General features: G+C 43.5%; 6 protein-coding genes. All 6 read left to right on the forward strand.

Going from position 1 to position 14,813, the window contains the following annotated elements; all coding sequences use genetic code 11:
- The first annotated feature begins 123 nt into the window (after window positions 1-123).
- The 6 genes from P2H89_RS01830 to P2H89_RS01855 all read left to right on the forward strand — a co-directional run bounded on the left by P2H89_RS01830 (window position 124) and on the right by P2H89_RS01855 (window position 14,419).
- Window positions 124-3,204, forward strand: coding sequence for a SusC/RagA family TonB-linked outer membrane protein (locus P2H89_RS01830; protein ID WP_275824762.1), 3,081 nt, complete (start codon window positions 124-126; stop codon window positions 3,202-3,204).
- Window positions 3,205-3,224: 20 nt separating this feature from the next.
- Entirely contained in the window at window positions 3,225-4,613 is a 1,389-nt protein-coding gene (locus tag P2H89_RS01835; RefSeq protein WP_275824763.1) for a RagB/SusD family nutrient uptake outer membrane protein, read from the forward strand.
- Between the two features lie 40 nt (window positions 4,614-4,653).
- Window positions 4,654-5,460 (forward strand): hypothetical protein, encoded by an 807-nt coding sequence (locus P2H89_RS01840; protein ID WP_275824764.1) that lies wholly within the window; start codon window positions 4,654-4,656, stop codon window positions 5,458-5,460.
- Window positions 5,461-5,747: 287 nt separating this feature from the next.
- Entirely contained in the window at window positions 5,748-6,437 is a 690-nt protein-coding gene (locus P2H89_RS01845) for a hypothetical protein (protein WP_275824766.1), read from the forward strand.
- Window positions 6,438-6,539: 102 nt separating this feature from the next.
- A complete protein-coding gene (locus P2H89_RS01850) occupies window positions 6,540-10,067 on the forward strand; it encodes a hypothetical protein (RefSeq protein WP_275824768.1) in 3,528 nt (1,175 codons plus the stop codon).
- A 17-nt stretch (window positions 10,068-10,084) separates the two neighbouring features.
- Window positions 10,085-14,419, forward strand: a complete 4,335-nt coding sequence (locus P2H89_RS01855) for a DUF6443 domain-containing protein (RefSeq protein WP_275824770.1) — start codon at window positions 10,085-10,087, stop codon at window positions 14,417-14,419.
- The last annotated feature ends 394 nt before the right edge of the window (window positions 14,420-14,813 follow it).

A 14,813-nucleotide genomic window follows, 5' to 3' on the forward strand; every position in this document is an offset into this window, starting at 1 on the left:
CTGACGCAGGTGCAGAATAGACGCGCAAGAAATTGCATGCAGCAATCCTTCCATTCTCCTTGTCACTTTTTAAGGCAACAGAAACCATAGTATACCATTATACAAATCAAAAACTCAACGTTCATGAGGAAAATTTTATGCACGTTGCTTTGTACCCTGCTGATCCTTGTTCAGTTGGTGGTGCAGGCACAGGAAAGAACGATTTCCGGTAAAGTAACCGATGCAGCCGGGGCACCGGTAGTAGGGGCATCAGTTACTGTGAAGGGATCTTCATTAGGCACATCCAGCGGTAGTGATGGAGCATTTACACTTCGGCTACCAGCTTCAGCAAAAACTATTATTGTATCTGCCGTAGGTTATGCCGAGCAGGAACTCGCTATCGGCAGTAAATCTGTATTTGCCGTTTCCCTGACCGTTGAGGGCAAGGGGCTCGACGAAGTGATCGTTACCGGGTACGGGGTACAAAAACGCTCACAGTATGCCGGCGCCGCATCTAAAGTGGATGCCAAAGCCATCAACCAGGTCCCCAATGGTAGTATTGATCAGATATTACAGGGCCGGGCTCCCGGACTGTACGTAGCTGCCGGATCAGGTCAGCCGGGTGCCGCGGCGAACGTGATCATCCGTGGTGTTGGAACGATAGGCGGGGTAAGTACGCCTTTATATATAATGGATGGAGTTCCTATCCAGTCAGCTACATTTTCGGCATTAAGCCCTTCCGATATAGCCTCGGTGGATGTATTGAAAGATGCGGTAGCTACTGCGCTGTATGGAAGCCGCGGTTCAAATGGTGTGATTGTGATCACTACCAAACGCGGTAAGGCGAATGGTAGGATCACTTATGGAGCAAAGGCCCAGATAGGTTTTTCGGACCGCACCAGGCCCAAGTTTGAAATGATGGATTCTAAGCAACGTATGCAGTATGAAGAGGAAGTGGGTATTGAAAATGACGTCACTATCGGACCTGGATGGTATTTGTCCCGTCTGAACCCAGCCAACAACGGCCTGCCAGAATCTACCTTGAAACGCTACGATCAGATCAGGGATAGTCTTGGCAATTCAAATGCCGACTGGGAAGATATATTCTTCCGTCGTGGCCACACTCAGGAGTATGAGGTAAGTGCGTCGGGTGGTGGAGATAAAACAGCCTTCTATTCTTCTCTGAACTACTTTAAACAAGATGGTATCGCCATCCGCTCTGCGCTGGAGAGGTTCTCTTTTAGAACAAATTTCGATGTTAAGACCGATAGACTGACCCTGGGAATCAGTAGCACATTGAACTATGCCAATAGCAGCTTTATTGAATCGGAGAATAATACGTCAGTGGCTAATCCTTTCGCCTCTGTTTATTATGCGCTGCCATATGAGCTCCCTTATAAAGATGGCGTGTTGCTACACCCCGGCAACTCATCGGGCCCTGATGGTTCCGATCCTTTATTGCCCAGTGATCCTGATAAACCTTACCTGGTATATGACCAACGGGAAGGATCAACAGCTTTGGAGAGAATGTTGTCGACAACGAGGAGGAACAATGAAATAAAGGCAGTATTAGGCGCGAATATTAAGTTTAAGATATATGATGGCTTATCGATCATTAGTACGTTGGGGCTCGATTTTCGTGAATTGATGTCGCAGCGGTTTATCGATCCCAATACTTATACCGGCACACTGGTTACGGGCGCACAAGGATCTTTTTCTGAGGGATCCAGCAGGTTCATGAGGCTATTTGGTAATGTAGGGTTTAATTACAACAACTCATTTGGGGACAAACATGCAGTGGATGCCAGTGTATTGGTAGAAAACACCCGCGCCAATGCCAGGAACTTCAGTTATGTAGGGTTTGGAATCAACCCACTGCTGCCGAATACGCCGGCAGCTATTACTCCGGGTTCTGAGAATGGATTCATACCTACTGTTGGCGGAGGTCGTGATCTCAATGTACTGCAATCTTTGATAGGTATTGTTCGATACACCTATGATGGAAAGTATACGTTAAACGGAAGTTATCGTATGGACAGGTCATCCATGGTGCCCGAAAAGAATAGGTCAATCTCTTATTTTGCGGCTGGTGCTACCTGGAATGTCCTGAAAGAAGAGTTTATGGCTAACGTGGAAGTTCTTTCCGAGCTGCAGTTGAGGGCCAGTTACGGAACCTCTGCAAGTCCCTTCACAAGTTCATTCGGATATCTGGCGTTATACGGCGCCACATCTTATAATGGTGTTCCAGGAAACGGTGTGTCTCAACTGGCAAACGACGATTATGACTGGGAATATGCTAATACGACGAATATTGGCATTGACTTCAGCCTGTTCAGTAACCGTTTACGAGGTACCATTGAATTGTACAATAAGGCTACCAAAAATCTGTTTGTATCGCAAAAGCTGTCGGCTTGGTCTGGTTCAACGTCGCTCGATATCAATGCTGGTAAAATGCGCAACCGCGGTATTGAGTTAGCATTGTCAGGTGATATCGTTGCCAATAACTTCCTCCGCTGGACTGTGGGCGGTAATATTGCCTACAATAAAAACGAGATCACCAGCCTGGGACAGGTAAATGAGTTTGAAAATGGAACAGCCATTATCAGGGTGGGACTTCCCTATGGTTCTCATTTTATCCCGAAATGGGGTGGTGTAGATGCTGCTACAGGATATCCACTGTATTATAACAAAGATGGGTCACTTACCACCGAATACAATAGTGCTACCCAGAGCGTTGCTGAGTTTGGAACTTTCCTGCCTAAGGTTAATGGTGGTTTCAATACTACGGTCAATTATAAGAATTTTTATCTCGAAGCATTTTTTAGCTATTCGGCCGGTAATAAGCGTTTCAACAACGAGGATTTTTTTAATGAGACTTCCTCTTTCGCCACCAGCAACCAGTCTACGACTTTGCTGAACCGCTGGAGAAAGCCGGGTGATGTTACTAATATTCAAAAGTTCGGCACCTCAAGAAGCTTCTCCTCCAAAGATATCCAGGATGCATCTTTTGTTCGTTTCAGGAACCTGAATGTAGGATATAATGTGCCGCGCAAATGGCTACAGGAAATGCGCATATTTACAGCTGCAACAGCTTATGTACAGTGCCAGAATTTGTATACCTGGAGCAACTGGAGAGGGTTTGATCCGGAAGACAATAACAATATCTCGACGTTCGAGTATCCTCCTCAACGGACATTTACTTTCGGAATCAATCTTACATTCTAAGACCCATCAATTAACACATTATGAAGCTTAAAAAATATATCTGGTTTGCTGCACTGGCTGTAATGGCAGCATCCTGTAAAAAGCAACTGGACATAAATCCTCCGGACGATATCAGGGAAGAACTCGCCTTGACAAATGTGCCGGATCTTGAAAAGGCGATGATAGGCGTATACGCAGCCATCAACGGAACATATGATTTGGATATTTACGCTAACAGCCTGTATTCGGATGAAGCGTATCTGCCATTGGAAAATAATACCGGTCGAGGCGTTATTGCGTATCGTTGGCAAACCGACCCCGGGATTTCTGAGGTAACGGATGCCTGGAATGGATATGCCATTGGTGTTGACAGGGCAAACCGCATCATTGCTGCCGCCGATAAACTGGCTGGTAAAACCTCTACTGAAGAAGCGCAGCGGAAACGAATTAAAGGAGAAGCAATAGGTGTGCGTGCCTATTGTGAGTTCCAGGTGCTGATCAACTATGCTGCCAACCTGGAACCTGGATCGTTGGGTGTTCCTTACGTATATGAGTCGAAGATTCAAAAGCCAAAACGCCTCACAGTGGGTGAGGTTTTCGTCAATCTGAACAAAGACCTGACTGATGCGTTGGCGCTGATGCCTGCCAACTTTGGCGACCGCACGCGTTTAACGTTAGTAGGATTATATGCCTTGCGAGCGAGAGTGGCTCTTTATCAAAAGAACTGGGATTTGGCCATCAGCGCAGCCACAACGGTTATCAATGCCGTTCCATTGGCGACACCTGCACAGTATCCGTTAATTTGGACCGACGAAACAAATTCGGAAGTAATCTGGAAGCATAAACGTATTCCGCAGGATTCAAGGATCGGTGATATATATTATGACCGTGCTCAGAATAAAATAATGTATGGTGCATCATATGAACTGCGTAGCCTATTTTCCATTGATGACATCAGGTATGAAAGTACGGTACTTGAGTTGGGAGGTGGCAGGTTTGCCGTAGGGAAGTATTGGGGAGGTGATGCAAATGAACCTGGCCGCGCAGATATCAAAGTATTTCGCACCGCTGAGATGTACCTGATCCGTGCCGAAGCTTATGCCGAAAAGAACCAGGTCCTGAGTGGCGCTGCAGATTTGAATATGTTGCGTAGTAGAAGGATTAACGGTTATACGAATGAAGCATTTGGAAGTAAGGAAAGCCTTATCAGCGCTGTACTCACTGAACGATATAAGGAGCTTGCCTTTGAAGCTCAGCGCATGCATGACCTGCGTAGGAAATTGCAGCCTGTGACTCGTTTGCCGGAAGATGCTGAAAATGCTTTGGGAGCAGTATTACTGAATGTATCGGATAAGAAGTATTATTATCCTATCCCGGCCAGCGAAATATTGGCGAATGAAAATATGGAGCAAAATCCTACTTATAAGTAGATCGGTAAGCACATTTTCTCATGAACTTCAATTTTGTTTTATGATCAAACAACTCACCTATATAATTGCAGTCGCTACGATCCTGTTTTCGGTCGGAGCCTGTAAAAAGGAAAAAACGGCTGTGCCTCCCACTTTTGCGCACTTTGATTTTGTAAATACTGGGGAGTACTATGTTACTCAGACCGCGAGCACTTTTAAGATCCCGCTAGGTCTTACTGCAGCTGCGGATGGCGATCGGACCATCGAGATCACGATCACGTCACCAACCGGTGCCAAAGAAGGCCAGCAGTTTAGCGTCAACAAAAAGAGCTTTACGATCCCTGCCGGCAAAGTAACGGACAGTATCATCGTTAGCGGCATCTATGCGGGGCTTTCATCGGGTAAGGTAGACACAGTTATCTTTAAAATATCGGGCGGCAGCGTAACAGCCATGCAGACCGAGCAGCAGTATACATTATACCTTCAGCAGTATTGTGATGTTGATATTAATAGTTTTTCAGGTCTATACTCTGCGCAAGATTATTATGAAGGTGCCCCGGATGGTGGGCCATACGATATTTACCTCACGCCGGTAGGTTTGACAGGACCCACATCTGGTACGATTACGTTGGACGGGTTATGGTTGGTACCCACTACCACAACGCTTAAACTTGACTGGGCCGATCCTGCTAAATTTTCAACAGAAATGACGGCACAGCCCTGGTTTATTCATCCAGCCGTTGGTCAGATATCAATAAAGCCAAATGGTAAAGGGTCCTTCTCAAGCTGTAATAATTCACTAAGAGTGGAATACGAAGGAACGTTCGCTGGAGGTAGTTTTAAGTACACGACGATAATAACGAAATAGAGAAAAGTATTTAGACCATAATTGTTTTTTTGAAAAGCAATGCGGAGTTACCGCATTGCTTTTTTTTGTGGAAAAACTTAGCAAGAGTGCTCAGTTAGGGGCGCGATATTGCACGCTTATCTTCTAAATCTGCACGGTTATGTATCAAATCTGCACACTTACGGGTTTGTCCTTGTCCGTTTGAAGGGTTAGCGTTTACTTCGTACTGGAAGCAACGCTGAGCCAACTCCCCGGCTGAATAGTTGCTGCGAAACCTTACCTGTTTAACCACTTAACCTTAACTAACCATGCGAAACCCATGGGCCCTTGTCCTATTATTGAACCTTGTTCTGTTGCATAACGCTACGGCACAGGATAATCCAACGTTTACCGACAAAATTCTCGGACTCCCCGCTAAGTTTAACGATCGCATTCAAAAGAAAGCTGACAAACTCGAAGTGCAGGTCACCCGGCAAACAGAAAAATACCTGCAACGACTGGCCCGCAAAGAGGAAAAGCTGCGCTGCAACATGGGGAAGACCGACTCGACGGCAGCTAAACACCTCGTCGGCTGTTCTGCAGAGAAATATGAAAAGCTCGCCGAAAAGCTAAAAAATTCAACTGCCATTGCTGACAGGGCAGGAGGTCAATACCTGCCTTATGTTGACTCCCTCAAAACCTCACTTTCATTCCTTGAAAAAAATAAGGATCTCCTCAATTCCCAAGAGACTAAGAAGATCACCGGCTCTTTACAGCAGGTGCAGCAACTCCAGGGCAAACTGCAGCAAACGGAGGAAATAACAGCCTTTATCCATCAGCATAAAGTGCATATCAAGGTAATGCTCAGCCGTAATACAAACCTGTCTGTGGGTCATAGCAAAGGTTACCCGGACATTCAAAGGGACATCTATTACTATTTCAAGAACGTGCAGGCATACAAAGATTTGTTGAATAACCCCGACGAGCTACTTTTTAAAAGTTTAGGGTGTCGTGTTTAACCAAATTTTGTTTTCCCTTCGAGGTTAGTAGCTGAAGTCTATTTCAATCTCACCAAGGGAGTTCTGAATACCTATTAAATACAGTTTAAAATAATCAATTAAATGCTCCGAAACTTAAAATCACTATACCTACCGCTTGTAGGTATGTTACTGTTTCACGGTATGGTTAATGCCCAGGATCCTGTTGCATTTGAGCCTGCTGTTTTCCCAACTGTTATTGCGCCTTCGCCGCATGCTTTTTCTATGACAAAGTATGGAGATATGCCTATTGGTTTATTTACTGGTACAGCACAATTCAATGTGCCGGTATATAATATTACGAGTGGGAAAATATCCCATCCAATCTCCATTGATTATGCTACCAATGGGGTGAAAGTCGATGAAATTGCTTCGCGTGTTGGTATGAATTGGAGCTTAAAGGCTGGCGGCGTGATTACCCGTAAAGTGCTAGGTCTACCAGACGACATTTCAGGTGTCTTTCGTCATAAGCCTGCGTCTCATGATCCCAGCAGTTGGGAAATGTATTATTTTCTAAAAGAGAATGTAGAGCCAGCGGACCCACAGCCTGATGAGTATAGTTTTAATTTTGACGGGAATAGCGGAAAGTTTATCATCTTAGATGGCGTAATTAAACCGCTAAAGTATACTGCTGTTAAATTCGAAAAGGTTGCCACAGATGTATTTATGGCAACCACACCAAACGGCTATAGGTATTATTTCGGGGAAAACTTAGCGTACGAAGAGTCTGAATCAAAAAAGTACTATGAATTTGAACGACCAACAATATATAACAAAGCAAAAACTGCCTGGTATCTTACACGGATAATCGGAACAAACAACGATACATTGCAGTTTAGTTATACAAAAGGTAGCTCGTTTACACTTACCGGTGCGTCAGATGTATATAATTTTCTTCCTCAGAATACCATGCAATTAACATATTATAACTATTGGATTGGCTCAATAAGTGTGCCAACAAGAAATAATTGCTACCCGCCGGAGCAATACAAATTGTCGGTCCATACCTCAAGCGGCTCCGTACAACAGTTAGATGAAATAGTTTTTAATGATGGGAAAGTGAAGTTTTATTATTCGGATAGGGAGGACTTGACTTTTGATAAGAGGATTGATAGTATAAGGATTATGGGAGTTGAGGGGGCGATCATTAAAACTATGAAATTGAATTACGTTTATTCGACAAATAGTGACACCTCCTATTATCTTATGGCTTACAATTCCAAGGTACAGGATTTGTATCCAAATCTGCGGAAAAGGCTTTTTCTGGAAAGCATTGAGGAAATAGGGCGAGGTAATGTCACTGGCGGAAAGTACAAGTTTGAGTACAATGATATTGATCAAATCGCCCCTCGCCTAAGCATGTCCCAAGATCTATGTGGCTATTTTAATGGAAAAATAAATTCAAAATTGTTTCCGAATGACACATACGTTGGAGATATTAATCGGTATGGAGGAGATCGCTCGTTTGATTCAGCATTTGCGGTAAAAGGTACTTTAAAAAGGATAATTTACCCGACAGGAGGGTATAGTGAAGTGGAGTACGAGCCACATAATATTTATGGGCTGCCCAAAAAAGCTATTGTTTATGATACAGTAAAATTGAAAGTGTCTAATCCTTCTGGATATAATTACAGAGTGATTACGATGGATACCTGGACTGCGTCAATGCATATAAATATCAAGCCTATAGTAAGTTGGATTGGCGCACCCCCGCCTATTGAGCAAATCAGGGGAGATGAAGGTGCCATAATTTCGGTCTACGATTTGGCAACGAACGAATGCGTTGTATGCGGAATTCCGGTACCAGTTGGTGCAAACACTGAAATTGACCAGTTGTTACCAAATTCCTATAATCGTACATTGTACGGGGCTGTTACAATCACGCATCCAGGAATAAAGGCTGAAGTCGTTTTTGTTGGAAAAGATTTGGAGGTTGTTAGCAATACAAATCAACCTTTTGGCGGCCTGCGTGTAAAGGCAATTCAAAGTTTCGATGGATTAGGGAACTATGCCAACAGGAAACAATATGTTTATTCAAGCTTTGATATGCCGGATAGGAGCAGTGGTAGTGTTACATTTCCAGGAGAGCCCTCAATTAATAATGTGATGGTTTCTTCATATAAGGTTTTCGATCCTAGGTTTCCTCAGTGGTCTGGTTATGATTGCGCGTATTACACCTTAAGTTCGAGTGGTATAGTTGATCTTTACCTGAATGACTACAATACTGTTTCGTATTCGAACGTAACCGAGTTATTTGAAGGAAGGAATGATACTGGTGGAATTGAACATAAGTTTAATGTTACTTTGAGTAGCCCGGCCCGTCCGTTGAACTATAATTGGATGGTTGAAGACGGGGATAATTCTCCTATAATGATACCTGGAGCGCCTAGTTCAAATGACAACTACCATAATGGGGAAGAGCACTATACGGGTACTTTTATTCTTAGGAACGGAACAAAGAAGTACTCTGAGAAGAAATATTCCTATTTCAGTAGAGATGAAAGATTGTTTAATCAAGATACTGCTTATGCGGCTAGAAAAGTGGTTAGCCGTGATAGTTATGTATCTTCTTCGAGATACAATGGTGATTACAATTTAAACAGATATTTTATCAATCAATTTTGGACACATCTGGATAGTACAATTACCATAAATTATGAGGGCAGTGATTCTTTGCAGAGCAAAGTTGCATATACGTACGGCAATCTCTTAAATCTATTACCAACTCGAATAGAAACCCGGAATAGCAAAAGAGAAACTGTTGTAAAGATCCTTCAATATCCAGATGATTTTGATGCGCCGCTGAATGCCTACCGATTAATGCTCGAACGGAATATGGTTGGTGAGCCAATATATACGAAGAAGGAAAAAAATGGGGTTCCCTTACTTTCAACTTTCGTTGAATATGACGGGTTTGCGGGCGGGTTGATTCTGCCTAAACTTATAACAAATAAAAATGAGATAACTGGAGCTACAGAGAAATTGAGCTATGATGCTTATGATGGTAAGGGAAATGTTCTTGAAAACCATAAGGTGAATGATATTCATACAAGCTTTATTTGGGATTATAATTATACTTACCCAATCGCAAAAATTGACAACGCGAGTAATGATCGTGTGGCATATTCTTCGTTTGAGGCTGATGGATTAGGAGGCTGGTCGTTTAACAGTGGTTCTGTTGTCGTAGTGGCCGTCGACGCAATAACTGGTAAGAAAGTTCTAAGTGGTGGAGTAAATAAGGTGGTACCGCAGGGAAATTATGTTGTTGGTGTTTGGAGTAAGGGTATTCCTTCAATTAACGGTCAGGTTCTTACTCAGTTACCCATTAAGGTATTGGGACAATGGAAATATTTTGTCGTTAAGCTTCTTAATGTGTCTGCTGTTGAAGTGGCTGGTGAGCAGATTGATGAGGTTCGTTTGCATCCACAAACCTCTCAGATGACTACCTACACTTTCGATCCTTTGGTTGGGATGACCAGTTTGAGCGACGTTAACAATAGAATTACCTATTACGAGTATGATGATCTGGGAAGACTGAAAACCATTCGCGACGAAAACAGGAATGTGTTGAAAACTTTAGACTACCAATTCCAGAAAAGCTATAATCAATAACCACTAACGCTTAAACCATGTGTAATAATAAGATACTTTTTCTGATAGCCAACTGTTTGCTTATAGTGGTGGGACTTGGAGCATCCTGGTCGGCGAACGCCCAGCAACCAAGCCCGTTACCGGTGACCTACAATACCAATATCAAAGTGAATTATGTACGTAACTGGGATGCGGCTGCTCCTGACACAAATCGTACTTCTCTAATGGGGCGCCCATTAAAGGACGTTAAACAGTCGACCGCTTATTTTGACGGGTTGGGCAGGCTCATTCAGACTGTTGTTAAGAACGGATCGCTGAATACGGATTCTGCTAATCTTAATGCTTCGGATCAGGCAGTTGACCTTGTGTCGGCGGTTACCTATGATGAATTTGGCAGGGAAAAATACAAATACCTTCCATTTGCAGCAGCCACCAATGATGGGCTATTCAAGCTAAGTCCATTCCAGCAACAGGTTCAGTTTTACAATAATCACCTGTCTGGACAAACTGCGGAAACAAACGTGGGAATGCAAGGTCTCAATTGGGCTTATGGTCAAACGACATTTGAGGCATCGCCTCTTAACAGGGTACAGGAAGCTTTCGCACCTGGGGCTAGTTGGGTCGGTACGTCCTGGAAGACGCCTGAAAGCGAACGTCGTTCAGTTAAAGTAAAGTATCATTTCAACACCGCAGCTGATAGCGTAAGGATTTGGAGCGTGAGCGATGTGCCCGGAGGCTACGGGATCTATTCAATTGCAGGTTCCTACTCCAATGGGGAACTACAAAAAAACATATCAATCGACGAGCACAACAAACAGGTAGTAGAATACAAGGATAAGGAAGGGCAAGTTGTGCTGAAAAAAGTTCAATTGGCAGAAAGTCCCTCTACTGGCCATAGTGGATGGTTGTGCACCTATTATGTATTTGATGATCAAAATCGCTTGCGGGCGGTGCTACAACCGTTGGGACTTCAGCTCATTATGCAGTTTAGCTGGGATATTAACGCAAATGCGGGGAATATACTTAAGGAGCAGTTCTTTCGGTACGAATATGACGAACAGGGAAGGATGATTGTCAAGAAACTGCCTGGTGCTGGACCAATTCAAATGGTGTATGACCAGCGGGACCGTATTGTTATGTCGCAGGATAGTAATATGCGGGTGGGCAAACAATGGTTGTACACGCAGTATGATGAATTAAATCGACCAATAGCTGCCGGCTTGCTGACCGACAATCCAAATTGGAATAATCCTGGTTATCATCGCAATCTGGCTGCCAGTAGTGTTGCTTATCCTAATCTCGCTAACTATACTGCCCGAGAGGAGTTGACAAATACTTTTTATGACAACTATTCCTGGAAGTCGGTTTACACCAATGGACTTGATAGTAATTACAACACCAACTATGACCAGTATTTTCGCCCTGTTAATGGAAGCTGGCCCTATGCCCAGGCCAATAGTCAAAGCTTTTTAATAGGTGGATTGGTCACTGGCACCCGGGTAAAAGTCCTCGGCACCAGTAACACATATCTATTTACTTTGAACATCTATAACGATAAAGGAAGATTGATCCAGGTTCAGGAAACCAATATCACCGGGGAGAAGACGAATACTACCACGCAATACACCTGGAGTGGCCAGCCGCTGGTTGTAGTTCAAAAGCATCTGAAAGCAGGAGGCAACGCTCAAAATCATACTGTAATTACAAAATTAGCATATGATGATTTGGGTCGGTTGCTGACAACCAGCAAAACAATTTACGGGTCAATCGTAGCCAAACCGGAACAGGTGATTGCTAGCCATGAATACGATGCGTTGGGGCAGATGAAAACAAAAAGACTTGGCTCATTAGGTGCACATATTGAAAGTCTGGAGTATAAATATAATATTCGAGGCTGGTCATTAGGTGTTAACCATTCCTACCTGGCAAGTCCTTCGGCCAGTGATCATTCATTTGGATATACGATTGCTTACGATCAGGTACAAGACAATGGCGGGTATAATACTACATTTAACCAGCCGTTTTTTAACGGTAACATTAATGGGATCATGTGGAAGTCCAAAGGGGATGGTGTGCAGCGCAAACAGGATTTTACATACGATAATGTAAGCAGGTTGATAGGGGCGGACTTCAATCAACTGAATGGCAGTGTCTGGGATAAATCAGCCGGAATAGACTTTAGTGTCAATAATTTGAGTTACGATGCCAATGGAAATATTCTGACCATGGTTCAGAAGGGGTGGAAGCCAGGCGGAAGCGTGACGATCGACGATCTTCGGTACAATTATTACAATTCCAGCAACAAACTGCGGAATGTCTATGACTTGGCCAACGATACAGCTTCTACGCTGGGCGATTTTCGGGCCTCTGGTCAATATATGCAAACACTTCCTGGTGGAAAAACTTCTACTACAATCGACTATGCCTGGGATGGTAATGGCAATATGTTTATCGATAAAAACAAGAATATTGGCACCCCGACACAAAGTGGTATATTGTTTAACCATTTGAATCTGCCAAAGGATGTCTTTATCCGTAAGACCGACGGAACAATAACTGGGCGTGTACAATATACCTATGACGCATTGGGTAACAAACTGCGGAAGATCGTATCGGATAGTTTAGTAAATCCTGCCAAAGTAACAACTACGTTGTACCTGGCAGGGGCTGTTTATCAAAACGATACGTTACAATTTATATCTCACGAAGAAGGGAGGCTGAGGCTGGCTAAGAGAAGATTTACAAACGGAAGTACAGCCAACCAGTTTCAGTATGACTACTTTCTGAAAGATCACCTTGGGAATATACGGATGGTTTTGACCGACCAGAAGGATACCGCCAATTATTTGGCTTCGATGGAAGCAGCCTACCGGACAACAGAGGATAAGCTGTTTTATAATATTCCCCAAACGAGCTACGCAAAAGCATTGGTTCCAGGGGGCTATCCTACAGACGCCACGACTAACCCCAACGACTCTTTAGCTCGAACAAATGGCAGCAGTAACAAGGTTGGGCCTGCTTTGGTGTTAAAGGTGATGAGTGGTGATACTGTTGATATTGCTGTGAAATCTTTCTACAGGAGTGGGGGAACATCGAATGAAGGTGGCAACCCAGTAGCAGATATCCTAAGTTCACTGGCGTCTGGAATTGTGGGGGTAGCCGGCCAGGCTAAAGGTGCATTGGCAGATTTAAGTAATTCTTCCGGTGGACCAGTATTCGGTGCGCTGAGCGCCTTCAGGGATGCCAATAATCCTGCTCAGCCCACCAAGCCAAAGGCCTATCTAAACTGGATCTTGCTAGATGAGCAACTGAATTATGTGGCAGGGAGCAGCGGCGCTGTTGCTGTGCAAACGGCTGATGTAATTCAGACACTGAAAAGCAATGACCCGGTGCCAATCGTCAAAAGTGGATTTCTGTATATTTACGTAAGCAATGAAACCCAAAACTGGGATGTGTTCTTTGATAACCTAAAAGTGGATCATATAACTGGTCCTATTTCTGAAGAAACACATTATTATCCGTTTGGATTGACGATGGCGGGGATAAGTTCAAAAGCTGCAGGTAAACTGGATAATAGATATGAGTACAACGGAAAAGAAAAGCAAGAGAAAGAGTTTAATGACGGTAGTGGATTAGAATGGTATGATTATGGTGCCCGGATGTATGATGCGCAGATTGGAAGGTGGCATGTGATTGATCCGTTGGCGGAGAAAATGAGACGTTGGTCGCCGTATGCATATGCTTATAATAACCCTTTGCGTTTTATTGATCCAGAAGGGATGGCACCATCAGATACAGTCGCGGGATATCATCCAGTTCCAGCAGAGTATCAGAAGTCTTTGCCTGGCTTTAAGAAATCCGAACGTCTAAAACATAAGAAAGGAGCAAGACCATCGTGGAGTTTAAAGGGGGGAAAACATGCAGAATGGGATTTTCAACATGGTGAAGTAGAAGTTTATGATAGGAATGGGGACCATTTGGGGGCGTTTGATCCCAAAACGGGAGAACACCTCAAAGATGGGAAGGAAAAACGTAATCCAACATACAAATCCGTTGCGATGGACAATCTAAAAGCCAGCCAGCCAGATGAAGAACCTGAAAGTGTAACCAAGCCGAGTAACAATGCGCCAATTCAACAAACTCCTGAGCAAATTGAAGAAGCGCGTAAATCTGCAATAAGTGAACAGGCAGGAAGAAATCCATGGGCCTATGCGTCTCCATATCCTGCACCAATAGGGTTTGTAAGTCCGGCTTATGGTACTAAAGGATCTCCACAGGCGGCTAAGGTCGCAGTGTCTGTATTTGTTGTTTTATCCATATTACTCACTGATGGAGCTTCAGCCCCATTTTTTGCCCCGGCCATGGGATTTTAATATGAAAAAAAAATATTATTTTTTTTATTTAGAGATTGCTTTGAAGGCAGAGCACGATTCGAATATATACGCCTACGAGAATGTTTCACACATAGCCACAAGTAAATTGATTGAAATATTCAAAATAAATTTGGATGAGGACCCTTATATTTTGGATGGATATTTCTTGACGAAGACAAGCTATAGGAAACATAAGTCATACTTAAAAGAAAATGTGGGGGTATTGAACTTGGAGGTTTTCGAGTATTGTTTGCGTCAGTATGTTACAGATGATGCTAAACGAGTTCGAAGACTATATAAAGAGTCTTTAATGGAATAGCGAAATAGCAAAATGACCCAAGCTCAATGGCTTTCTGGTCATAAGCGGAGGTCGTTTTGTGAGTTATTAAAGCCA

Source organism: Paraflavitalea sp. CAU 1676, from assembly GCF_029223285.1.
Lineage (GTDB): Bacteria > Bacteroidota > Bacteroidia > Chitinophagales > Chitinophagaceae > Paraflavitalea.